Source organism: Rhodococcus sp. NPDC057135 (genome assembly GCF_042670865.1).
In the GTDB taxonomy this organism is placed as follows: domain Bacteria; phylum Actinomycetota; class Actinomycetes; order Mycobacteriales; family Mycobacteriaceae; genus Rhodococcus_F.
This window is the reverse complement of the sequence record NZ_JBHUUU010000001.1, coordinates 179,655-201,404: the sequence shown is the minus strand read 5'-3', so window position 1 is coordinate 201,404 and position 21,750 is coordinate 179,655. Positions and strand designations below refer to the sequence as shown.

Genomic DNA, 21,750 nt, shown 5'->3' with positions numbered 1-21,750 from the left:
TCAGGCGTGGTGGGCCTCGCGTGCCGCCGTCTCGAGACGGTCGTTGTACTCGGCCCACCACGCCTGATCACCGGGAGCCAGGTTGTTGTCGCCCGCCTTCATCCCAGCGGCGCCGTCGATCAGCTCCCGCACGATGTCCGCGTGGCCGGCGTGCCGATGGATCTCGGTGACAACGTGAACGAGAATCCGGTGCAGCGTGACGTCGCGGCGGTCCTCCGGCCAGTGCTTGACGAAACCAGGTGCATCCAGATCGTGCTCTTCGATCGTGGCGTCGGCAAAAGCCCATGTCCGGCGGTAGGTTTCGACGATATCGACACTGGACTCGTCGGCGCGGGCCCACATGTCGACGTTGAGTTCCTCCGAACGCAACCACGCAGGCAGATCGGGAACACGCCGGCCGAACGTCGGGCCGAAATACCCGAGCTCGACGCCGATCATATGTTTGACCAGACCCAGCAGGTTTGTCCCTGTCCGGGTCATCGGACGCCGAATGTCATACTCCGACAGCCCGTCGAGCTTCCAGACGAGTGCGTCGCGCGCGGCCTGCAGGTAGCGCTGGAGATCTTCCTTTTCCGAGTTGGTGGCCATGAACCAACCTAAACCGAGTGGAGTAAAAGTGACAGCGGTGGAGGATCTGACCGAGGTTGCCTCCCGGGCCGTCGCCGCCGAGCGTGACGCCAGATCGGTGCGCTGGCACAACCCGGCAGCCGTCCGCAAGGCTGCCGCGGCCGTCCGTGATTCGCTCGACGACGAACGATCAGCGCTGAGCCGACCGTCGTACAGCGGGTTGTCGCCGTCACCGCACATGGCTCGCCAACTCGAACTGTTCACGACATTGCAGCCGCCACTGCCCGGCGACGCCAGTGACACCGATACCGTCGCCGCCGCGATCCGTGGTTACGTCCCGCTGAATTCGGGCAACCCCGTCGTCCGGCATGTGCAGGATCTCGGCTCCCGGATCCGTGAGGAAACCCGGCACGTCGTGAGTGGTAAGCCTCGGTCGATCGCTTTTCGGCTGGGGCTGAGCCTCGGAATGGGCTTGGCGTACCTGGCATTCATTCGCCTCTTCCAGTGGGACGCCAAGGAAGATCGACTGCCTTACCTTGCGCTGTATGCACTCTCGGGTGTGGTCGGAAGCGTCGTGTGCACCAATGCGCTCAGCTTCGACGCCGGCCGCGTGTGCGCTGCGCTGTCCGGTGGAACGAGGCTCTGGCACGTGCTCGTCGCGAAGAACGCGGTGATGCTGCTCCTCGTCGGCAGCGCCGGGTTCCTGCTCAGCGTCATCCTCGCGTGGCGATCCGGAAGCAGTACAGATCTGGTCAAGGCCTGCGGCCAGGTGCTGACCATGATCCTGCTCTGGTTGGGAGTCGCCAACGTGATGTCGGTGAGCCTGCCGCTGCGGGCCGAACCGATGACGGCGCGGCGCCACGACGGCACGTGGAAGCAGTTCCTGCTGTCCTTTGTCATCTCGTACGGTGTCGGACTGATCGTCAATCTGATGCTCTACTGGCGAGTCTGGGCCAAGACGACGCTGCTCGAGCAGATGGGCGGGCCGTGGATTCCGGTCCTCTTGCTCCTCGCGAGCGCGGCGGCGACCTGGCTGTTGCTGACCGTCCTGGCGGTACTGCTGGCCGACCAACCACGCTTCCGACGCGCCCTGCAACGGGAGATGGTGGTCTACCGCGAAGAAACCAACCGCCCGCAGGCGACCATTCAGCACAATTCCGGCTAATGTAACCGTGCGTGGCTGATCCGGGCACGTCGCGAGTACACGCAGTGTCGAGGAAGGCGTGACCCATCATGTCCGTAAAGCCTGGCGCGGCCGCCACATCGGCCGCCGTGAGCACCGCCTCCTGGCTACCACTCATCGTGGTAGTCCTCACCCAGATTCAAGCGTCGTTCGCCGTCAATGCTCTGACCGTCTCGATGGCCGGCATCACCACCGATCTCGACACGCCCGCAACAAGTGTCGGCACCGCGATCACCGCGGGCACCTTCGCCATGGCGGCCTTCATTCTGCTGGGAGCCAAGATCGGCGCCCGCTACGGAACGCGTTTGGTCTTCCAGATTGCCGTCGCGATTCACGGCCTCGCGATGGCCGCGGTCGCCCTGAGTCAGAGCCCGGCCATGCTGTTCGTGGCGCAAGCTGCGTCCGGCGCTGTGATCGCTCTCATCGCTCCCGCGTTGACGGTCTTCATTGCCACGAACTTCAGCGGCGATCAGCAGGCAAAGGCCATCGGTTACCTGGCAGCAGCAATCCCCGCAGCCGGTGTGCTGGCACTCCTGATCGCCGGTTCCTTCGCGACGACGATCGGGTGGCGTTACTCGTTCGCCCTCGTCGTGGCTCTCGCTGTGGTCAACCTGATCCTGAGCTTCCGGGTCAAACCTGTTCCCCCGCAGAAGGACGTCACCATCGACTGGGCCGGCGCCGCCATTGCTGCCGTTGCCGTCATCCTGCTCAGCTTCGGTTTCAGCGGCCTCAACTCGTGGGGCGTCATCCTCGCCACCGACGCTGCGCCGTTCTCGGTCATCGGTGTTTCACCCGCGTCCATCCTGATCGTCCTCGGCGCCATCTGCGCGCAGGGCTTCTTCCAGTGGACGCGAAACCGCAAGGCTCAGAACAAGCCTCAGCTCTTCAACCTAGACGTTCTCAAGACCGGCGCCGAGCGCGCCACCACGATCTGCATGGCCACGATGATGTTCGTCGGAACCGCGGCCAACTTCCTCATCCCGCTGTACATGCAGATCATCCAGGGCCGCAGCAGCTTGCAGACGTCGTTCTCGATCATCCCGTACACACTCTCGATCTTCATCGCGAGCACCGTCGTCGCACGTCTCTACAAGACGTACTCCCCGCGTCTGATCGCACGAGCCGGGTTTGTCGTCGTGGCCGCCGGACTCATTCTGTTGGCCTTCACCATCCGCGGCGATTGGCATCAGATCTTTGTCGTCATCGGCCTGATCACACTCGGCCTCGGACAGGGCGCCATCGTCGCATTGGTGTTCAACACCCTCCTCACCGCAGCTCCCAAGGAACTCGCCGGTGACGTCGGCGCCTGGCGAGGACTGGTACACAACATGTCCGGCAGCGTCGGCATCGCGGTGGCCAGCGTCTTCGCCGTCGGAATCCTCGGTTCTCTGGTCAGCTCGCAGCTGATCGACAACCCCACCATCCCGGCGTCACTCAAGGTCGAGTCCGGGATCAACCTCGATCAGGTCAACTTCGTCCCCAACGATCAACTCGTCGTGACGCTCGAAAACACGTCGGCAACACAGGCGCAGATCGACGAAGCCATCCGGATCAACACCGAAGCACGCCTGCGTGCGCTGCGGACCTCGCTACTCGTCCTCGCCGGGCTCTCCCTGCTCGCCATCATTCCCGCCGGCCGCATGCCCAACGAAGTACCTGCTCTGGAAGAACCGAAACTCACGAAGGGCAAGAAGTAACCGATGTCCAACCAAGACCAATTCGGCCCGATCGAATACGTAGCCGTCGAGTTTCCCGGCGGTGCACCGACTTCGGCAGGATTCGAACAGCTGCTCACTCTCGTCGACACCGGCGTGATCCGCATCCTCGACCTCGAGTTCGTCACCAAAGCCGCCGATGGATCAGTGGCCGTCGTACCAGCGTCGACCTTCGAGCTTGCGGATTTCGACTTGGCTCAGTTCGACGGCGCTGCCTCCGGACTGCTCGATGCCGGAGACATCACCGCCGTTGGTGAAGAGTTGGCCGCCGGAAGTGTTGCCGCCGTGCTCGTCTACGAGGAACTGGCCATACTGCCGGTGATCGACGCGTGGACACGCAGCGGCGCAAAGATTGTCACCGAAGGTCACCTGACCTTGGACGAACTTGCTGTTGCACTCGACAATACGGAGAAGGACGCATGAGTTTCTTGAGGCGAGCCGGCCGGGTAGCCGTCGCAAGCTCCATTCACGGAAACGTTCAGCGCCGTCAGCGGAACCGTTGGGCCGCCGAAGATCAGGCTCGTGCAGCGCAGGCCCAGCCAGTGCCACCGATTCCCGATCTACCACCCCTGCCGCCGCAGGCAGCTCCGACAGCATCGATGGACTCAAAGCTCGAACAGCTCACCAAGCTCGGCGAACTCAAAAATGCCGGCGTGCTGACGGACGCCGAGTTCGAGATCCAGAAGGCGCGTATCCTCGCCTGAACTAACTGGGCCGCCCCAATGCAAAAGCCATGACGGGAAGCTGCGTCGTCGCGAGATTCAACAGAGATGCCACGCGCCCATCCGTGAATCCCGCGATGGCGCAGCCCGCAAGTCCCATCGCCTCGGTCACGAGGTACAGATTCTGAACCAGCACACCGGCATCCACGTGCATCGTGCGATAGTGCCGCATCGCGTACTTCTCGAGCGGCCCTTCCACGTTCGCGACGACGAACAGGAGAACCGGGAACACGTCGGCGAACTCGGGCTGGAGAAGGCTCGCACGAAGGTGCTCTCGTACGTCGCCGAGTCGGACAACCTCGGCATGACCTCGGGCATATCGGTACACCCCGGCTCCGAGCTCGTCTCCGGGTCGGCTGAGAACAAACGACAGCGTCAGTTCGCGCATCCCGCCGGCGGTCGGGCTGCTGACAAGACTGTGGTGCAGCACATTTGATATTTCGTCGGCTCCCAACGCATCTGCCGCCGGGTTGTAGCGGCTCCGTCGTGCCTGCAGGACGTCCGGGAACCCGCAGGCGGGCAGTGGCATCGGGGCCGGCAGTTCCACGACTTCACACGTCACCGGCGGCAGTGCGTCCGCGTCGAACGGTAGCTCCGACGAACTCACCGTCCGGTCCAGCGCAGCATGCAGCGATACGACGGCCTCGATCCGCTCGAGTGCGGTCACGAACCCGGGTACAGCAGGCGAGACACCTCGCCAGCCCCGTCGATCGAGACCAACTCGCCGGCGAACCACGCCTCCGGAACGGCAAAGATCGCATTCGATGCCGCGGCGGGGGTCCCGGCAAATGCCGTGCGCGCAGCATCCAGGGTAGATTCCCGCGTCGACTCGGTGGAGTAGACGACGAGGATTGCCTTCGGCGACTTCGCGAGCACCGATTCGGTGGCTACCTGGCCAAAGTACTTTCCGTCGGGAAGGTCGTTCTCGAAAAGATTGCTTCCCCCGGCGGCCTCGAGCACACTGCTGTAGAGGCCTCTGGCCAGAGCATAGGACTGTCCCTCCGAAACCTGAACCATCACAGTGGGAACCGGCTCTTTCCCGGCGACAGATGCCTCGGTCGCTGCGAGCGACTTCTTGCCGTCTGCCAGGAGAGTTGCTGCCTCGTCACGTGTTCCGGTCAGGGTACCGAGACCGTCGATGTCGGACCAGACGTCGTCGATCCGTCCCTCGGTGACTGCCTTGTGGCAATACCCGCTGTTAACGAAGATCGGGATGCCGAGGTCGCGCAATTCGTCCATGCTCTGCAATCGGTCACCGTCGAACCAGTACTCGCCGTCGGAGACGATCAGATCTGGACGGGCGTCGAGCAGTGCTTCTTTCGCGGGAACTCCGGTGCTCAGTACCGGCACGGCGGCGAACTGTTGCGCGAGATCGGGGCTCGGCGGTGAGAGGTCGGTATTCGATTGTCCGACAATGCGGTCGGCAGCACCGAGCTGAATGAGTAGCTCCGTCATCGACGGATACAGCGAGACTATCCTTTCGGCCGTCTTGGGCAACGTGATGTCGCGATCACAATTGGTGACGGTGATCTTCTCGGACGAGGCTGCCGCCGAATCGGCAGTGGAGTTCCCGCACGCGGTCAGTACCGCGGCGGTGGCCACGGCCGAGCAGAACAGCGCGGGAGTACGTATCGAGGTTTTCAAGAGACTGCTTCTTTCGTAGGTAGGAGAGGAGGGGCGAACGAGAGCAAGGGGCGCCCGGTCAACGGATGAGTGCCGAGATGCACCTGAACCCCGAAGACTTCGGACAGCAGATCCTCGGTCAGGACCTCGGCGGTCGGTCCGGATGCGACAACTGCACCCTCTGAAAGCAGGCACACGTAGTCGCAGTACGCAGCGGCCAGCGCAAGTTCGTGAATCGCAACAACCGTCGTGGTGCCGAGTTCAGTGACCAGTTCCATCAATTCGAGCTGAGCACGGATGTCGAGGTGGTTGGTGGGCTCGTCCAGGACCAGCACCGAAGGCTGCTGAGCGATCGCCCTGGCCAACATCACACGCTGTTTCTCACCGCCGGACAGTTCGGCGAAGAGTCGTGATCCAAAGCCCTGCATGCCGGTTCGCACCAGTGCTGCGCTGACGATGTCTCGGTCGATCTCACCGAGTCGAGAAAACGCGCTGTGATGCGGCGTCCGACCCGTTGCAACAACCTCGCGGACGCTGAACGAGAAATCGGATGAATGCTCTTGCCCCACAACACCGATGATGCGTGCTGCCGAGCGGGGCGAGAGATCGTCCCACACGTTCACCTCGTCCACCTTCACGATTCCGCTTTGAGGCTTCATCGAGCGATACAACGCGCGAAGGAGAGAGGACTTTCCACTGCCGTTCGGCCCGACGAGCCCGACCACACTTCCCTCCGGCGCTTTCAGGTCTACACCCGAAACCACCAGGCGTCCGCCCCGAACGACGTGAATTCCGCTGGCCGACAATCTCATGACTGCGCACCGCCGTCCCGTCGAAGCAACCAGAGGAAGAACGGGGCGCCCAATCCGGCGGTGATGATCCCGAGCGGTAATTCGTTGGGCGCATCCAACATTCGAGCCGCTAGATCGACGATCACCAGGAAGGTGGCACCAACTAACGCGGTCGCGGGGAGCAGTTTGCCGTGATCGGATCCGACCAGAAGTCGTACGGCGTGCGGCACGAGCAATCCCACGAAACCGATTCCGCCGGCAACGGATACGACAACCGCGGTCAGCAACGACGCGATCACCAGCAGTAGCAACCTGGTCCGGCGCACGTCCACGCCTACCGATTGCGCACTCTCGTCGCCCATAGCCAGCGCGTTGAGTTGGCGCGATTGTGTCAACAGCACCGCCGCACACACGGTGATAACCGCAGCGGGCACACCGAGATCCGACCAACTTGCCCCGCTCACCGAGCCCAGCAACCAGAAGAGCACTCCCGAAAGCTGGCTCGGATCGGCGCGCAACTGCACAAAACTTGTTGCAGCCGAGAGCAGATAGCCAATGGCAACTCCGGCAAGGACCATGCGCAGCGGGACGAGCATTCCCTCTCGCCTACCCAGGACGAGAACCGCGATCAGGGAGACCATGGCCCCCAGGAAGGCTGCCACCGGGACACCGATCGACAGGCCGGTGCCGATGCCGGTCGTCATGATCAGTACTGCACCGAAGGATGCTCCGGAACCCACGCCCAGAATGTATGGATCGGCAATCGGGTTGCGCACCAACGCTTGCAGCACGGCGCCGGCCAGCGACAGCCCGGCGCCCGCCAATGCCGCAATCAGAATGCGCGGTACCCGCAATCCCCACACGATCCGATCGAGCAGCGGGTCGACCGGCGGACCACCGACGTGCGCGTACAGCACCGCGAATACGTCGGCAAAGGAGACCGACGCGGCACCCGACCACACCGCGACTATGGAGACCGCGACGAGCACAACCGTCGTGGCCAACAGAAACGGGACGTACCCGCGCTCGCCGACGGGGTGTGCACGCGACGGCACTCGCGGTGCTGCCTCGCTGGTCAGCGTCATCGCACTCCTGAGTAGGTGGGGTTCGCAGTCATGAACAGGTGGATCTAACCATAACGACAGTCGTTTTCATTAATAGTCACATGCTCATCTGTGCGGGTAAGGGTCGGTCCGCAGCGCACTCGCCCACGCGAAGAGCGCCCCGACCAGCGCAAAGATGCACGCAACGAGGTAGGCGGTGCCGATGTCCCAGCGTCCTGCGATTGCCCCGGCAATCAGGGCGCCGACCGGTGAACCACCCCAGGCGACCATCCTCGCCGTGGTGTTCACCCGGCCTTGAAGACGATCCGGAGTCAGCCGCTGACGTGCACCGATGCCGTTGAGGATGGTGACGGTCGCACAGCCGGAGTAGACAGCGAGCGCCGTGATCGCGGCGGCGGTGTTGCCGGTTGTCGCAACGACGAACAGCACCATCGGGGCGATCGTCAGCGCACCGATCGTGATCGCCCCGACCGGCCACTGCGCCGGTAGCCGTGGAAGCACGAGGGCGCCGACCACTCCACCCACGGAGACGGCCGTCCACACGGCGCCGATCATCGGACTCGACGTCGAAATCCCCAGCCTCTCGGACGCGTACACCACGAGGAGAGCCGTAACTGCACCCTGCGTCAGCGAATTCACGAAGCCGACGCCGGTCAAGGCTCGCAGAAGGGGCGAGCGCCAAAGGAAGCTGAGGCCCTCGCGTATGTCCCGCGCAATTCCAGGTTCCGACCTCTGCGCCGCAGCAGGGGCAACCGAGAACGAGGCTCCGATCGACGCCATGGCCAGTCCAGCCAATACGTAGGCCAGCGCATCAGCGCCTAATGCGTAGGCCGGGCCGATCGAGGCCACAAGCACTCCCGCGATCGCCGGAAACGCAACATCGATCAACGTGCTTGACGTCCACAGCGCACTGTTGGCGGCCGGTATCGCGCGCCTTCCGACCAGCGCAGGCAGCGCTCCGAAAGCGGCGGCGTCGAACCACACGAAACACGTTCCGATGCACATCGATACGCCGACGGCATGCCAAGCAGTCAATACGCCCAGTGCCTGCGCCGCCGGAATACTCGCCAAGGCAAGAGCAGCAACGGCCTGCGCACACAGGATGACCGTCCGCCGGTTGACTCGGTCTGCCACGGCGCCGGCGAACAAGCCGAACACGAGGTACGGCAGAACCGTACCCGCAGCCGCGAGCGAGGTGAGAAACGGAGACCGACTGATGTCGAACACCAGAATCGGCATGGCCACGCCGGTGACCGCCGCACCGGCCACGGCAATGGTACGAGCCGTGAAGAACAATCGAAACGATCTGTCCCGAAACACATGTGATTGCGTTTCGGCGGATCCCGTCGTCGGGGTCTCGCTCATGTATGCACTCTCTTGTACCTGTTGCTCTCCGTCGCGATCTTTCGTACGGTGGCATCGTAATGGAAATGGTTTCCATTACGGAAGGGATGACAATGAGCAACATTTCGTTCGACAGCGTCTCCAACTCGGCTCCGGCCAATGCACTCCAGGGCGTCGGCACCAATGCCCTCGTCGACAACCCGTTCACCTTCGAGCCGGTTGCCGAGGCGACGTCCGCACACGCTCTGCAGGGTGTGGGCACCAACGCCCTCGTCGACAACCCGTTCAGCTTCCAGAGCTGAAACCTTCCCTGATCCAGACTGTTTCGACAGTCTGATCTGCCGATGACCCCGCCCGCATCCGACTCGTCGGGTGCGGGCACCGACAAGGAGATCCGTGTACGCCCTCGCCGACGGACACCAGCTGTATCCGACACCGGACGGTACTTGGCATTACCTGACACCCGACGAGAACGCAGTCACGATCGGTGCTCCTGCCGAAGATCTCGCAGAACTCGACAACTTCCTCCGGCGGTCGGACTCGCCGCTCGGCGCGGGAGCGAGCGAGATCGCCGACGCTCTCGTCGCTCGCGGCGTGCTGGTTGTTCCAGGTCAAGCGCCGGAGATTCCGGGTCCACAGCGTGTGCTGATGGACGGGATCGGCCCCGTAGCCGATGCCTGCATCGCTCTGCTCTCCAAGGCTCTTCCGGATCTCGAAGTCGTATCCACCACTGCGCCTAACGAAACCGACGTGGCATCGTCGGACCTCGTCCTCTCGGTTGCCGACGCTCCTCCTCACGACGACTGGTCGGAACTCGATACCTGGTGCCGTCGACACCAAACACCGTGGCAACGCGTCCATACGGAATTGGGTGAGATCTGCATCGGCCCCTTCTTCGACGGTATCGACAGCGCAAGCTACCGGGACGTCTGCGGTCGACGGCTTGCCGCGTCGCGTGTCCCGGAGCATCTGCAGGCGCTGTGGAATCACCTCGCCGGCAGCGACCCTCGCCCGCTTGAACTTTCACCCACCGCAGCCGTAATGGCCAGTGCGCTTGCATGTTCGGATGTCGTGGCTGCTGCGCATGGCGCACCGCCATCACACCTTCACCACCAGATCCGGATGAATCCGCGAACCCTCATGATGACTCGCCATCCCGTGCTACCACTGCCAGGCGGCGTTCTCGAACCCTCGCCGACGCTCCGGTGATCTCACTCGGCGTGAAGATCCCAGCGGCAGACGGTTCTTCGCTGGCTACGGATGTGCTTCTCCCACCAGAGTCTTCACCTCGGGGGCTGATCGTGATCCGCACCCCGTACGGGCGCGGGTGGCATCTGGCCGAGGGAATCGAATGGCGATCGCGAGGGATTGCCTTCATCTGTCAGGACGTACGCGGACGACACGATTCCGCCGGTTCTTGGGAACCGTACGTCCACGAGCGCGAGGACGGCGCCGCCCTCGCCGAGTGGCTGCAGGATCAGCCGTGGACTCCGAAGTGCGTTATCGCAAGCGGGGCTTCATACGCGGCAGGAACTGCCTGGGCGTTTGCCGCCGAGACCAACAGCGCCGATCGACCATTTCGCGTTGGCGGCGTCGTCTCCAAAGTGCCGACCATCGGAAGCGATCGCGTCAAACGTGATCCCTCGGGGATACTTCTCCTCGCCGAGCATCTGGCGTGGTGGGGCGAGCACGGAGATTCGGCTTCCTCTCGTGAGGGTTTCATCCCTGCTCTGATGCGTTCGGATTCCGCTTTGCTGGAACATCTCCCGGTGCAGTCGATGATCGAGAAAGTCGGCCTCACTTCCGATTCACCAGGTTGGTGGACGCCGATCAGCCGGGCTCGTGAACGCGAACCGTACGGCAGCGACGATCTCGTCTCCGCAGGCGAATTGTCCGAGCTCGATGTTGCCGGTCTGCACATCGGCGGCTGGGACGATGCGATGATTCGGGAGACGCTGCGACACTTCGCATCCGGGGGGCGCGGGCCACAAAGTTTGATCGTGGGCCCCTGGGCGCATGATCTCCGCCCCGGCATGGTCGGCGAGACAAGTTTCGGGCGCCTTCAGGTCGAGTGGATGGAATCGGTATTCTCGGCGCGGCCCCTGACCGTCAATCGGGTGTTCGACCGAGGCGCGGGCAATTGGTCGATCGCGCCGTATGTCACGGGTGCGAATTGCGTTCGTCTCGAACCAGATCCGAGGACGGCGCCCTTCAGCTTCACGCACCACGTGGAAGAGGGCCGAAACGACTGTGTTGTCTGGACTTTCGACATGGAAATCGAGTGTGTGCTGTCCGGAGCACCTTCGGTGGAGCTGAAAGTGCACTCGCCCGAGGGCGAAGCCGATTGGATCGTCGAGCTGAGCGTCGTAGATGCCGCTGGAGTCACCAGGTCGATCGCACGCGGCGCGGGCGTCAGCCTTCGATCCGGCACGCTGACCATCGATCTCGATCCTGTGCTCCACACCGTGCACCCCGGTGACGTTCTGTCCTTGCAGATCGCCGGCTCGGACTTCCCCCGCCTCGCACGCAATCTGGGAGACGGCGATCGCTATCGAGAAACACGCAGTCTTGCACTGCACCAATCATTTTCCGGGTCGCTGACCCTGCCGATGTTCGGAGGAACCGACCGTGGATGACTTGCTGGTCGACGCTCGGAGCGGCGTACTGACCTCACTGGAACCACACATTCGCTCGGACATGCCGACGGGCTGGGTCGGGTGGGCCGCGAAGGTGGCCGACACCCGCAACTTCGGCGGGAGCGGTTCGCGGTTTCGCGCCGACCCCTACGGATTCGGGGCTTCGATACGCGACGACGCAGCAGCTCGCGGAGCTGCAACCGGTGAGGCCGTCGAAAGATATTGCGGCAACGTGGTCCCCGAAAATCTGGTCCGCAGCAGTGCAGCAGCGCTGGAACTTTCCGGAGCGCAGGTCGTCGATCCGGCGAGATTTGCACTGTACAGCGAGGACCAGTACCGCCTTCCCGGATTCCCCTTTGTTCCCTTCACCTCTGATCTGAACATTCGCTGGGCGTTGGGTCACACCATGGACGAAAAGGTGCCCACCTACGTGCCTGCGGCCCTGACCTATCTCGGGTACTACACGGGCACCCGTCGCGGCGAACCACCGGTCGCGTCGTTGCAGTACGCCGGCATTGCCGCGGGACGTTCCCGCGCCGAAGCCGAGATGTCAGCTCTGCTGGAGCTTCTCGAACGCGATGCCACCGCACTGTGGTGGTGCGGGGACCGGTCACAGCCGGCAATCGAACTTGCCGACTGGGCGCGGTTGCCCGCGCACCGCCAGCTCGGGGACCTGGAGAGCGAGACCCGGAGCGTTCGAGTGCTGTTGCTTCCCTCTCCCTTCGGCATCCCCGTCGCTGCAGTCTGGATCCGGGATGATCGACGTGGACTGGTCGCGCTGGGCACGGCTTGTCGACCAACGGTGGAAGCTGCGGTGTCGAAGGCTCTTGTCGAGGCGTACGCCGTACTGGCCATCACGATCGACCTCGCCGACCCCGACGGACCGACCTGGCGCAGCGTGGCGGACGGAACCCTGCCGGCGCACCTGTACAAACCCTTTCGGGCCGACCGTCGTTACCGAGAAGAGTTCGATCCACAATGGAAGGACGTCGTCGATCTGCCGACCGTCGCCCAGCTGTATCTTGATCCCACGATGGCGCTAGCCGCGGAGGAACATCTCTTCGACTACACCGAAACACGCTCGGTATCAGAGATTCCCGACGAGGCGCCGCTGAATCTGGCTTCCCTGGTGGCGCTTCTGACATCTCGAGGGCACCAGCCGATTTCCGTCGATCTCACCACCGGCGACATCTCGATTGCCGGGTTGCATGTCGTCCGTGTCCTGACTCCGGGCCTGTACAACAATGCCCCGGCAGCCTTTCCCCTTCTTGGAGGTAGCAGATTGACCAGCGCATCGACCACCCGTCTGCACCTGCCGGTGCCCCTCGCATGAGGTCTTCGCTCGTGGACCGTCGGACCGGGATCATTCGAGAGCTCGTCGACGCCGTTGTTCCCCAGCACTTTCCACCCGAGTTCAAGCTGATTCACTCGTATGTCTGCGATTCGACACGCTTTTCACCCTGGTCCAGTGACTCGGCCGGTGCCGGATACTGTTTCGACCTCGGCAACCGTGCTCGACCCACCGCTGCCGCGATAGGCGAAGCGGTGGAACGATATTGCGGCAACATCGTCGCCAAACCGATCGTCCGCGGGTCCGCTACCGCGTTGATCGGAGCAAGCATCGACCTTTCTCAGCTCGCGCGTTTCGACGCCACCCAGTACGCGCGGCCGGCGTTCCCGTTTGTCGAACCAACTGAGAATCTCGAGATGGACTGGACTCGCGGAATCGACCTGACCACGGATTCGGATGTCTGGGTACCGGCCGAACTCGTCTGGGGTTCGTATCCGCACTACGTCGCCCGGACCGGACGTGTGATCTCGCCAGTGGCTCAGGCGGGTCTTGCTGCCGGGCCCTCGGTGAAGTTCGCCATCGACAATGCCTTGCGCGAGATAGTCGAACGAGACGCGATGACGCTGTCCTGGACCGGGCGGCGTGGTGTTCGGATTGTCGCCGGCGTTCCCGAGGTGCTTCGTCGGCTGGGGAATCACGACAGCCTCTCGACCAGGTGGATTTCATTCGAGAGTGATTTCGGGATCCCCGTCCTGGGTGCCCTGGTTTGCGACCGACTGACCGGATACTCGACCATGGGTACCGCTTGCCACGAGGACGCGCAGACCGCTGCGTTCAAGTCACTCGGCGAAGCGCTTCAGCTGCAACTCCTTTCCGCCGACTACGACGACCCCGACAGCGGCATCGGCCGAGCCGCGGCCTCCCCGACCAGCCCGCTTGCGCCTTGGCGGTCGGACCGCCGCTATGCGGAGGTCTACCGATCGGACTTTGCCGACGTCATTGATTACGGGTGCCACTTGCAGCTCCACCTGGACCCGGAGATCCAAACACGATTCGAGAGTGAGCTGGCAGATGCCGTCGGCGGCGAGGTGGAACTCAACTCTCTGACCTCACACACGGACACCGAAAGCGCACTGACCACAGCTGGTTTCAGACCGGCATGGGTCGATCTCACCACAACTGATGTTCTCCGCGCCGGCCTGCATGTCGTCCGTGTCGTCGTTCCCGGCTGTCTCACCAATGCGGCCGCTGGATTGCCGTTTCTCGGCTCGTCCCGACTACTAGACAGTCTTGCCGGACGTCCGGCTCGCACCATCCCATTGCCGCACTGACAGTTCGGGAACCGCCGCTTGCAACGACTCGACGGTTTCCACCGAGTGGAACCACGTCGGCTTCGAGATCGTGGCGTTCCGAATCACCTGCACGGCTCGTGCGGCGATGGTTGCCGTCGCAGCCGACTGGCTCCGTCCCGAAACCCACAGCGCCGGACCGTTATCCGTTCTGGCCATCACGACCCAACGATCCGAGCCCCACAGCTTCTTCGGTACTACCTTCTCGAGCGCGGGTGCCCACGTCATGGCGGCGAGCCCGAGCGTCGCAGCGGACGTGTCCAATCGCAGGTACGTCCTGACTGGCACGCCGAGGTCGCGCGTCAACGCATGCTGGTCCGAAAAATCTGCCCGCACAGCAGGACCGGTGCGGTACCCGGTCGCGTCGGCCGGCATTCGAAACGTCTTCATCCCGGAGTAGTTCCGGATCGATCGACCGTCGGCGTCGGGAAAGCGGGTGCCCAACATCCCGTACGTCCACGCCGTCGCGGCTGGTCCGTGTAGTTCTCCGCCGCCAAGTCCGATCACGATATCCACGGGCCCGTCGCCGAGTCGGTGCACCGCTGCTGCGAGGACACTGGTCAACCCCGGCGCCAAGCCGACGCCGATCAGGACGGGTCCGTCGACCGCTTCCAATTCTTCGCAGTAGCTCGAGGTCGCCGTGACGTCGACAAATGCTGCCCCACTACGTACCGCTTCTTCGGCCAGGCCAACGTCCTCGAAACCCGACGCGTTCACCACGACATCGAAGTCTCGAACCACTGCCGAAAACGCGCCTGGTTCTTTAAGATCAACGACGACGTCAGCGCGGACTGGATCGCGCCCGGCCGAGAACGCGGAGATTTCGGGGACCTTCGCGAGTTGTCTCATCAGGGGAATCCCGACGGCGCCGTAGCCACCGAGTACAAGAACCTTCGTCATTTTTTTCGCCTCCCGAGTCGCTAGAGTTCGACTCTAGAGTTAAACTCTAATCATGACTGAGGTTCTTCGGGAAGATACGTCGGCGCGGCGCAAGATCATCGAGGCAGCGCGCGAAGTTTTTGTCGATCCCGGCTACGCGGCCGCCACGATCAAACAACTTGCCGCGGCGGCGGGCGTGTCGGTGCAGAGTGTCTATTTCGTGTTCGGCAACAAGCCGAGCGTGCTGTCAGCACTGCTCGACGTGGCTGTGGCGGGCGACGAGGAAAAGACGGCAACTCTGGACCGACCGTGGGTGGCGGCGGCACTCGGCGCCCCACATCCCCTCGGGCAACTCCGGATTCAGGTTCACCACGGACGACTCATCCTGGAGCGCACCGCAGACATCCTGTTGGCACTACGCGCCGCCGCTTCCGCGGACGACGACGCCGCCCGTTTGTGGCAAATCAACCGCACGCAGCGACGCACGGTGCAGGAACATCTGATGGTCGGCATTGTCGAAAAAGCACCGACGGTCGACCTCGAAACAGCCGTGAACGTGGCACTCACACTGCTCAGCCCCGAGACGTACACAGACCTCGTGGTCGGCGCGGGTTGGACCGGCCAACAGTACGAAGAATGGGTGGTCAACACCCTTGCTGCAACCCTCGGCCTGGACCGAACCGTCAAATCCAGGAAGTAACTCGAACTACTTGGTGGGCTTGTCGTCGATGTGCCGTGGGTTGTTCCACAGGCGTTCCGTCAGATCGTGGAGGACGGCAAGGGTGATCGTGTCGTCGTCCCGGCGAAGCAGCGACTGGCTGACCGTCGCCCGCACCAAAGTGCTGTCCGAGTGCACGAACTCCTTGACCGAGCCCGGTTCGGAACTCAGTTCACGATGGGCCTGCTCGGCACTGACGTCGTCGGCATCCTTGTCGTAAAGAATGTCCTGCAAACGCAACGCCGAGACGGCCTTCTTGGGGTATCCCAGCATGTCAGCGAAGGACGGATTGGCAAAAACGATGCTGCCGTCGCGGTGAACGGCCATGACCGGCACCGGAAGCCTGTCGAGGAGAATCAGGGCAGGCATCTGCTCCAGATCCGCAATCGGCGATTGTGGCGGCTGCGCAACGTTGCGGCGGCGTTCCATAACACGTCCTCTCAAGTTGCCCGAGTCGACAACAGTCTAACTGCCCAGCAAATCGCGGGTTGACTTCCCGCCCGGATGCAGTGACGAATGCCCGAATCGTGCCCGCCTGAGTTACGCCGCGAGCGCCTCCTGGTCCTCCGCCAAGGAACCGTCAACAACACGATAGACAGTATCCATCCGAGACAGGTGACTTCGGTCGTGTGTCACGAGAAGGGTTGCCGCCTCGTGTTCCCGCACCACCCCGATGATCAGATCCATGACGGCAGCACCGCGCTCCTGATCGAGCGCGCTGGTGGGCTCGTCGACCACCAGAAGCTGCGGATCGTTCATCAATGCCCGCGCGAGATTGACCCGCTGCCGCTGCCCGCCCGACAGCTGGGACGGCCGTTTTCCGCTCTGATCCGCCAGTCCGACAGCGTCCAGCAAATCCATCGCTTTTGATTTCACGGCCTTGCGACGGGCCCGCGACGTGAACACGGACTGCCCCAGATGCGCCATCACCTCGAGCTGCTCCAGTGCCGTCAACGACGACACCAGGTTGGACTGCTGGAAGACGATCCCGATCGACGAGCGTCGCAGCTCCGACGCAGCCCGCCGACTGAGCGCCGCGATGTCGGTGCTGCCCTCCGGCGTCCGGAGGTAGACGTGCCCGGAATCCGGACGGATCAGGGTCGACGCCACCGCCAACAGGCTGGACTTACCCGAACCCGAGGGCCCGGTGATCGCGGCGATCTCGCCGCGGTGCAGCCGCAGGGAAACGTCGTCCAACGCCGTCACCCGCGATTGCCCGTCGGGAAACGTCAGGTCGACGTTCTGGATGTCGAGAACTGTGGTGCCGGTAGTCATGGTCATCGTGCGCTCCCCAATGCTGTGAGTGGATCGGTGGTCGAGAGGAATCGAAGTGCAAAGGCCGCGCCGAGCAGACCGAGTCCGATCAATGCCACGGCAGGTACGACGGTCGTAGATGCATCCAGGACAAACGGCATGGCATCACCGATCAGCGAACCGGCCACCGCTGTCAGCCCGATCCCGACGGTGACTCCGGCGATCAGCACGATGAGTGCCTGACCCAAAGCGTCGCGCACCAGAGAACCGGTAGTCGCGCCGAGTGCTTTCAGCGTCGCGATGTCCGGGGTTCGCTGGATCGTCCACACCGTGAAGAACGCACCGATCACCAGGGCCGAGATCGCGAACAACATGAGCGTCATCAACGTCAACGACCCGTTCTCCGACTTGTACGAACCGATCGCGTCGAGCGAACCGCTGACCGTCGTCGACGTCGTCGCGGCCGACTTGTCAGTTGCGGAAGCGTCAGAGGCTCCGCTCACAGCCAGCACCGTCGCGACTCCGCCGCGCGGATTGGCCGCCTGCCAGTCGTCAAGCGTCATCCAGACGACGGGTGAATGGCTGTACCAGTCGTCACCGCGAACGGCGCTGACGGTGAACTGCTGCGTACCGACGCTCACCTGATCGCCGGCGCTCGCCGCCAGATCGCGGGCGGCACCTTCGCTCAACACCACCGTGCCTGGCGCCGACGGCGTCACGTCCCCGAAACCGCCGTCGGCACCGAACAGGGCGACCGACTTCTGATTTCCGCCGGCCAATCCTGCTTTCCCGCGGCCGATTCCGATGGGATCGACGTCCTTCGACGTGGAGGTCCAGGCGTTGACCTGGTCCTGCGTGAGCGCCGATTCGTCGAACGACGCACCCGCGCCAGTATCGGCGAACACCACCGTGTCGGCATTCATGGCCTCGATGGCAGACACGTTCTGATGGCGAAGTCCCGCAGTCAATCCGCTGAGAAAACTGACCAGAAGTGCAACCAACAGAACCACCACGGAGATCAACGCGAATCGACCTCGCGCTGCCCGTAAGTCCCTCATTGCGACAAACACTGTGAATTCCTTTCCTGTGCTTGCCTCTACGCTCCCGCGGATGCAGACTCTTTCCATCGCACCTCGGATCGACATTCCAGCGCTCGAAAGAACCATCCCGGTTTACAACTTTTGATGGATGATCCGAGGCCGAACCTCGCTAAGCTGGGCGAGATGCACAGATCTCCGCTCACGCCTGTCTTCGCCGGCCTACAACTGGGCCTGCATGTCCTTGTCATGGCGTTGGCCGGTGTCGTGTTTCTCCGAGCGCTGATCGACGAATCCGACCTGACCGCAACCATCACCGCACTGTCCGTGATCTTTGTTGCCGTCTATCTGTTCGGGGTCGCCAAAAGGCTGCGCGGCAACGCTGCCCGCTGGTGGCTGGGCGTGCTGACCCTCGTCTGGATCGCGACGATGGCGGTATCCGCCGACGCCGCCTACCTCGCGTTCGGGCTCTTCTTCCTCTATCTCCATCTTCTGCGACGCCCCTGGAGCCTTCTCGCCGTCACCGCGGCAACGGCTGTCGCCGTGATCGGCACCGGCCTGCATCGTGGATGGACGATTGCCGGCGCCGTCGGTCCGATCATCGGCGCTGCCGTAGCCGTTGCAATCGGCCTCGGATATCAAGCGCTGTACCGCGAGGCAGCTGAGCGCGGACGTCTCATCGACGAATTGATGAATACCCGTGAAGAATTGGCGTCGACGTCCCGCGATGCGGGAAAGTTCGCAGAACGCGAAAGGCTCGCGGCCGAGATTCACGACACCGTGGCCCAAGGACTTTCGAGCATTCAGATGCTCCTTCACGCTGCCGAGCGCGCCGATCCGGGCAGCCCGGCCATCCGGCAGATCAGCCTCGCAAGGGAAACTGCCGCGGACAGTCTTGCCGAAACCCGCCAACTCATAGCCGAATTGACACCCGCGGTCCTCGACGGTCAGTCGCTCGCCGACGCGCTTCGTCGCATCTGCGAACGCGCGAGCAGCCCGGAACTGGAAGCGCGCTCCGTGGTCGAAGGCGAGGCAGTCCGGCTGCCGATGCCCCTCGAAGCAACACTGGTACGCATCGCTCAGGGCGCGGTGTCCAATGTCCTCCGCCATGCGGATGCAACCAGAATGGCTGTGACACTGACCTATTCCGACGATACCGTCAGCCTCGACGTGGTCGACAACGGTCGCGGCTTCGACGTGGCGGTTCTCGAACGTGGTCCGGCGGAATCTTTTGGTCTCAATGCAATTCGCCGACGCGTCGAACTGCAGGGCGGGACTTTCTCCATCGAGTCCGAGCCGGGACACACGGCCGTCGCAGTGACGTTTCCCCTCGAAGTCGGTGAACAGTGATCCGCCTGCTGCTCGCCGACGATCACGCGATCGTGCGCGCCGGGCTACGAGCGCTGCTCGAAAGCGAAGCCGACATCGAGGTAGTCGGCGAAGCGGGCACCGCCGAGGAAGCCATAGCCTTCTGCGCCACGACGCCGGTCGACCTCGTGCTGATGGACCTGCGATTCGGCCCCGGGAAGACGGGCGTCGACGCCACCCGCGCGGTATGCGCGCTGCCGAATCCGCCGCACGTACTCGTCGTGACCAACTACGACACGGACGCCGATATCTTGAGCGCTGTCGAAGCCGGAGCCAGCGGATACCTGCTCAAGGACACACCACCGGTCGAGTTGCTGTCAGCCGTTCGCGCCGCTGCGAGCGGGGACAGCGTTCTCTCCCCCGCCATTGCGTCGAAGCTCATGACCCGCGTACGTAAGCCCGAAACCAGCCTCAGCCCAAGAGAAATCGAAGTGCTGAAACTGGTGGCGGCAGGTCGGTCCAACCGAGAGATCGGCAAAGAACTGTTCCTCAGCGAGACCACGGTCAAATCGCATCTGGTCCACATCTTCGGAAAGTTGGGAGTGAAGTCGAGGACGTCGGCCGTCGCCCGTGCGCGCGAGTTAGGTTCGATCTGACCTGGCTAACCGACAGACGGGCGGGACTTACCCGATATCGTCGGCCAACCTGATTGGCGCCAGGCAGACACAAGACAGGTCAACGTCTTCAACGGATCTACCTTCCGATCGAGTAGGTGAGGCCCCACGCACCTACCGGATCCGCCATTCGGTCGACCATGCCGAATCCCAATCTTTCAGAAGGGAACACGCGCGCCCTGGCGAGGGGCACTCGAATAACTATGCATTTCAACGACTCTCGAGAGCTGAGCGTTATTGAAGTTGTCCGTTATGTCTCTGGTAATCGAAAATATGTTCGATTAAACTTCCGGTATGGACAGTCGAGAAGCGTGGCAGCTGGATGGTGAGGACCTCAAGAGTGAGGTTCTGGATCTGGTGCGTGTCCGGCACGAGTTGCAGTCGCGGATGGTGTTGTTGATCGTGGAGATGTTTTCCCGTGAGGTTCTCGGCGGGAAGGGTTTTCGGGCGATCGCGCAATGGCTGCATGGTTCGACGAATTTGGAGATCGGTGAGTGCAGCCTGCTGGTCAGTCTGGCGCGGTTACTGTTGCTCGAACCTGTTGTCGCCGATGCATTCCACCGCGGTGACGTTGATGCGTTGAAGGCCCGTCAGGTGGCCATGTTTTGTCAGCATCCGCCCAAGAACATGACCCCGGCGGATGTGGACAAGGCCCGCGGGATCCTGTTGGAGTTGGCGTCGAAGAACATTGCCGATTGTGATGCTGTGCGGGCAGCGATCCGGCGGATCGAGAAGCAGTACGGCACACGTGAGGACGGCGTCCCTGTCGGGGAGGATTCGGAGCGCAACGAGTTCTATGCCTCGAAAGGCTTGTACGGGCGGGTCAGCGTGAAAGGCGATTTGGATGCCGTGAACGGTGCACGTCTGATCACGTTGTTGTCGAGTCTGTCGGCGCCGACGCCGGAGAAGGACGGAGTCAAAGACGCCCGCACTCCGGCGTTGCGGCGGGCGGATGGGTTTTGTGAGTTGTTGCGCCGGTACGAGCGGGCGGGGTTGGGTCCGATCGAGGGTGGGGTGAAACCGCACATCACGGTGACTGCTTCGGCGAAGGACATGACGGACCTCAAAGCCTTGAAGGATCTGCTGCCGTCGACGGCGGAGTTGGGGTTCGCGTGGACGGATTGGGTGGGCCCGATCAGCATCGATACTGCCCGGATGTTGGCGTGTGATTGCACGGTGACGCGGATTTTGTTGGATGAGAACGGTGTTCCGCTCGACTGTGGTAAGGAAGCAAGGACCGCGACGGTACCCCAGCGGCGGGCGTTGGCCGTTCGGGATGGTGGGTGTGCGTTTCCGGGGTGCGGGACACCGTCGGGGTGGTGCGATGCTCATCATATTGTTCACTGGAATGATGGTGGCCCAACGGATCTCGACAATCTGATCTTGTTGTGTGGTCATCATCATCGGACACTGCACCACACCGAATGGCGTGTCGAGATCGGCCCCGATCGAAAAACGGTGTTCTATCCACCGATGTCGATCGATCCGTTCCAGCATCCGATCGGCGGGAACAGCCCACCGACAGCGGCGTGAACCGACATAACTGAAAAGGCCAGCGTGTGCACCGGGGAAGAATCATGCCCCGGGGCATACGC

General features: G+C 63.0%; 23 protein-coding genes. 13 read left to right on the top strand and 10 right to left on the bottom strand.

The window, feature by feature from the left end:
- On the bottom strand, nucleotides 1-588 hold the full coding sequence (locus ACFT1A_RS00915) for a DinB family protein (RefSeq protein ID WP_378445433.1): 588 nt from the start codon (nucleotides 586-588) through the stop codon (nucleotides 1-3).
- Nucleotides 589-616: 28 nt separating this feature from the next.
- Here ACFT1A_RS00915 and ACFT1A_RS00910 point away from each other — a divergent pair, with 28 nt between their 5' ends.
- The 4 genes from ACFT1A_RS00910 (at nucleotide 617) to ACFT1A_RS00895 (ending at nucleotide 4,169) form a co-directional block, all read left to right on the top strand.
- Entirely contained in the window at nucleotides 617-1,732 is a 1,116-nt protein-coding gene (locus ACFT1A_RS00910; protein ID WP_378445431.1) for a hypothetical protein, read from the top strand.
- 68 nt (nucleotides 1,733-1,800) lie between these two features.
- A complete protein-coding gene (locus ACFT1A_RS00905; protein ID WP_378445429.1) occupies nucleotides 1,801-3,447 on the top strand; it encodes an MFS transporter in 1,647 nt (548 codons plus the stop codon).
- A 3-nt stretch (nucleotides 3,448-3,450) separates the two neighbouring features.
- Nucleotides 3,451-3,888, top strand: a complete 438-nt coding sequence (locus ACFT1A_RS00900) for a DUF6325 family protein (RefSeq protein ID WP_378445427.1) — start codon at nucleotides 3,451-3,453, stop codon at nucleotides 3,886-3,888.
- A complete protein-coding gene (locus ACFT1A_RS00895; protein WP_378445425.1) occupies nucleotides 3,885-4,169 on the top strand; it encodes an SHOCT domain-containing protein in 285 nt (94 codons plus the stop codon). The genes ACFT1A_RS00900 and ACFT1A_RS00895 overlap by 4 nt, the downstream gene beginning before the upstream one ends.
- 1 nt (nucleotide 4,170) lies before the next feature.
- Here ACFT1A_RS00895 and ACFT1A_RS00890 read toward each other — a convergent pair whose 3' ends face one another.
- From ACFT1A_RS00890 to ACFT1A_RS00870, 5 genes are all read right to left on the bottom strand, one after another.
- The gene (locus tag ACFT1A_RS00890; protein ID WP_378445423.1) at nucleotides 4,171-4,854 is read right to left on the bottom strand and encodes a SagB family peptide dehydrogenase; all 684 of its coding nucleotides are present in this window, start codon (nucleotides 4,852-4,854) and stop codon (nucleotides 4,171-4,173) included.
- Nucleotides 4,851-5,831, bottom strand: a complete 981-nt coding sequence (locus ACFT1A_RS00885; RefSeq protein ID WP_378445421.1) for an ABC transporter substrate-binding protein — start codon at nucleotides 5,829-5,831, stop codon at nucleotides 4,851-4,853. Before ACFT1A_RS00885 ends, ACFT1A_RS00890 begins: the two co-directional genes overlap by 4 nt.
- Nucleotides 5,828-6,622 carry an ABC transporter ATP-binding protein gene (locus ACFT1A_RS00880; protein WP_378445419.1) on the bottom strand — a complete coding sequence of 265 codons (795 nt, stop codon included), beginning with the start codon at nucleotides 6,620-6,622 and terminating at the stop codon, nucleotides 5,828-5,830. Before ACFT1A_RS00880 ends, ACFT1A_RS00885 begins: the two co-directional genes overlap by 4 nt.
- Nucleotides 6,619-7,686, bottom strand: a complete 1,068-nt coding sequence (locus tag ACFT1A_RS00875; RefSeq protein ID WP_378445416.1) for a FecCD family ABC transporter permease — start codon at nucleotides 7,684-7,686, stop codon at nucleotides 6,619-6,621. Before ACFT1A_RS00875 ends, ACFT1A_RS00880 begins: the two co-directional genes overlap by 4 nt.
- Nucleotides 7,687-7,770: 84 nt before the next feature.
- Nucleotides 7,771-9,030 carry an MFS transporter gene (locus tag ACFT1A_RS00870; protein ID WP_378445414.1) on the bottom strand — a complete coding sequence of 420 codons (1,260 nt, stop codon included), beginning with the start codon at nucleotides 9,028-9,030 and terminating at the stop codon, nucleotides 7,771-7,773.
- Nucleotides 9,031-9,122: 92 nt separating this feature from the next.
- Here ACFT1A_RS00870 and ACFT1A_RS00865 point away from each other — a divergent pair, with 92 nt between their 5' ends.
- The 5 genes from ACFT1A_RS00865 (at nucleotide 9,123) to ACFT1A_RS00845 (ending at nucleotide 14,267) form a co-directional block, all read left to right on the top strand.
- Nucleotides 9,123-9,311 carry a streptamidine-related RiPP repeat protein gene (locus tag ACFT1A_RS00865; RefSeq protein WP_003943543.1) on the top strand — a complete coding sequence of 63 codons (189 nt, stop codon included), beginning with the start codon at nucleotides 9,123-9,125 and terminating at the stop codon, nucleotides 9,309-9,311.
- Between the two features lie 94 nt (nucleotides 9,312-9,405).
- Nucleotides 9,406-10,218: a hypothetical protein gene (locus ACFT1A_RS00860; RefSeq protein WP_378445412.1), complete on the top strand. Its 813-nt coding sequence runs from the start codon at nucleotides 9,406-9,408 to the stop codon at nucleotides 10,216-10,218.
- Nucleotides 10,219-10,229: 11 nt separating this feature from the next.
- Nucleotides 10,230-11,645: a CocE/NonD family hydrolase gene (locus ACFT1A_RS00855; protein WP_378445410.1), complete on the top strand. Its 1,416-nt coding sequence runs from the start codon at nucleotides 10,230-10,232 to the stop codon at nucleotides 11,643-11,645.
- Nucleotides 11,638-12,978, top strand: coding sequence for a YcaO-like family protein (locus ACFT1A_RS00850; protein WP_378445408.1), 1,341 nt, complete (start codon nucleotides 11,638-11,640; stop codon nucleotides 12,976-12,978). Before ACFT1A_RS00855 ends, ACFT1A_RS00850 begins: the two co-directional genes overlap by 8 nt.
- The gene (locus tag ACFT1A_RS00845) at nucleotides 12,975-14,267 is read left to right on the top strand and encodes a YcaO-like family protein (protein ID WP_378445406.1); all 1,293 of its coding nucleotides are present in this window, start codon (nucleotides 12,975-12,977) and stop codon (nucleotides 14,265-14,267) included. The genes ACFT1A_RS00850 and ACFT1A_RS00845 overlap by 4 nt, the downstream gene beginning before the upstream one ends.
- On the opposite strand, the gene ACFT1A_RS00840 is transcribed toward ACFT1A_RS00845, so the two are convergent.
- Complete coding sequence (locus ACFT1A_RS00840) at nucleotides 14,217-15,185, bottom strand: hypothetical protein (protein ID WP_378445404.1); 969 nt, start codon at nucleotides 15,183-15,185, stop codon at nucleotides 14,217-14,219. The genes ACFT1A_RS00845 and ACFT1A_RS00840 overlap by 51 nt on opposite strands.
- A gap of 52 nt (nucleotides 15,186-15,237) precedes the next feature.
- On the opposite strand from ACFT1A_RS00840, the gene ACFT1A_RS00835 reads away from it, so the two are divergent.
- The gene (locus ACFT1A_RS00835) at nucleotides 15,238-15,864 is read left to right on the top strand and encodes a TetR/AcrR family transcriptional regulator (protein WP_283305739.1); all 627 of its coding nucleotides are present in this window, start codon (nucleotides 15,238-15,240) and stop codon (nucleotides 15,862-15,864) included.
- Nucleotides 15,865-15,870: 6 nt separating this feature from the next.
- Here the strand turns inward: ACFT1A_RS00835 and ACFT1A_RS00830 are convergent, their stop codons facing one another.
- The 3 genes from ACFT1A_RS00830 to ACFT1A_RS00820 form a co-directional block, all read right to left on the bottom strand.
- The gene (locus ACFT1A_RS00830) at nucleotides 15,871-16,311 is read right to left on the bottom strand and encodes a PAS domain S-box protein (RefSeq protein ID WP_003943598.1); all 441 of its coding nucleotides are present in this window, start codon (nucleotides 16,309-16,311) and stop codon (nucleotides 15,871-15,873) included.
- Between the two features lie 111 nt (nucleotides 16,312-16,422).
- Nucleotides 16,423-17,163, bottom strand: a complete 741-nt coding sequence (locus ACFT1A_RS00825) for an ABC transporter ATP-binding protein (RefSeq protein WP_214887181.1) — start codon at nucleotides 17,161-17,163, stop codon at nucleotides 16,423-16,425.
- A complete protein-coding gene (locus ACFT1A_RS00820; RefSeq protein WP_378445401.1) occupies nucleotides 17,160-18,206 on the bottom strand; it encodes an ABC transporter permease in 1,047 nt (348 codons plus the stop codon). Before ACFT1A_RS00820 ends, ACFT1A_RS00825 begins: the two co-directional genes overlap by 4 nt.
- Before the next feature lie 114 nt (nucleotides 18,207-18,320).
- Between ACFT1A_RS00820 and ACFT1A_RS00815 the strand changes: the two genes are divergently transcribed.
- The 3 genes from ACFT1A_RS00815 to ACFT1A_RS00805 all read left to right on the top strand — a co-directional run bounded on the left by ACFT1A_RS00815 (nucleotide 18,321) and on the right by ACFT1A_RS00805 (nucleotide 21,688).
- Nucleotides 18,321-19,523 (top strand): sensor histidine kinase, encoded by a 1,203-nt coding sequence (locus ACFT1A_RS00815; protein WP_378445399.1) that lies wholly within the window; start codon nucleotides 18,321-18,323, stop codon nucleotides 19,521-19,523.
- Nucleotides 19,520-20,137 carry a response regulator transcription factor gene (locus tag ACFT1A_RS00810; protein WP_003943536.1) on the top strand — a complete coding sequence of 206 codons (618 nt, stop codon included), beginning with the start codon at nucleotides 19,520-19,522 and terminating at the stop codon, nucleotides 20,135-20,137. Before ACFT1A_RS00815 ends, ACFT1A_RS00810 begins: the two co-directional genes overlap by 4 nt.
- A gap of 312 nt (nucleotides 20,138-20,449) precedes the next feature.
- Nucleotides 20,450-21,688, top strand: coding sequence for a DUF222 domain-containing protein (locus tag ACFT1A_RS00805; protein WP_378445396.1), 1,239 nt, complete (start codon nucleotides 20,450-20,452; stop codon nucleotides 21,686-21,688).
- Nucleotides 21,689-21,750 lie beyond the last annotated feature (62 nt).

What these genes read in the sequence shown, in the direction of transcription:
- ACFT1A_RS00915 (WP_378445433.1), bottom strand. Translation starts at nt 588, where the DNA reads ATGGCCACCAACTCGGAAAAGGAAGATCTCCAGCGCTACCTGCAGGCC.
- ACFT1A_RS00905 (WP_378445429.1), top strand. Translation starts at nt 1,801, where the DNA reads ATGTCCGTAAAGCCTGGCGCGGCCGCCACATCGGCCGCCGTGAGCACC.
- ACFT1A_RS00900 (WP_378445427.1), top strand. Translation starts at nt 3,451, where the DNA reads ATGTCCAACCAAGACCAATTCGGCCCGATCGAATACGTAGCCGTCGAG.
- ACFT1A_RS00895 (WP_378445425.1), top strand. Translation starts at nt 3,885, where the DNA reads ATGAGTTTCTTGAGGCGAGCCGGCCGGGTAGCCGTCGCAAGCTCCATT.
- ACFT1A_RS00880 (WP_378445419.1), bottom strand. Translation starts at nt 6,622, where the DNA reads ATGAGATTGTCGGCCAGCGGAATTCACGTCGTTCGGGGCGGACGCCTG.
- ACFT1A_RS00875 (WP_378445416.1), bottom strand. Translation starts at nt 7,686, where the DNA reads ATGACGCTGACCAGCGAGGCAGCACCGCGAGTGCCGTCGCGTGCACAC.
- ACFT1A_RS00870 (WP_378445414.1), bottom strand. Translation starts at nt 9,030, where the DNA reads ATGAGCGAGACCCCGACGACGGGATCCGCCGAAACGCAATCACATGTG.
- ACFT1A_RS00865 (WP_003943543.1), top strand. Translation starts at nt 9,123, where the DNA reads ATGAGCAACATTTCGTTCGACAGCGTCTCCAACTCGGCTCCGGCCAAT.
- ACFT1A_RS00845 (WP_378445406.1), top strand. Translation starts at nt 12,975, where the DNA reads ATGAGGTCTTCGCTCGTGGACCGTCGGACCGGGATCATTCGAGAGCTC.
- ACFT1A_RS00840 (WP_378445404.1), bottom strand. Translation starts at nt 15,185, where the DNA reads ATGACGAAGGTTCTTGTACTCGGTGGCTACGGCGCCGTCGGGATTCCC.
- ACFT1A_RS00835 (WP_283305739.1), top strand. Translation starts at nt 15,238, where the DNA reads ATGACTGAGGTTCTTCGGGAAGATACGTCGGCGCGGCGCAAGATCATC.
- ACFT1A_RS00830 (WP_003943598.1), bottom strand. Translation starts at nt 16,311, where the DNA reads ATGGAACGCCGCCGCAACGTTGCGCAGCCGCCACAATCGCCGATTGCG.
- ACFT1A_RS00825 (WP_214887181.1), bottom strand. Translation starts at nt 17,163, where the DNA reads ATGACCATGACTACCGGCACCACAGTTCTCGACATCCAGAACGTCGAC.
- ACFT1A_RS00815 (WP_378445399.1), top strand. Translation starts at nt 18,321, where the DNA reads ATGGATGATCCGAGGCCGAACCTCGCTAAGCTGGGCGAGATGCACAGA.
- ACFT1A_RS00805 (WP_378445396.1), top strand. Translation starts at nt 20,450, where the DNA reads ATGGACAGTCGAGAAGCGTGGCAGCTGGATGGTGAGGACCTCAAGAGT.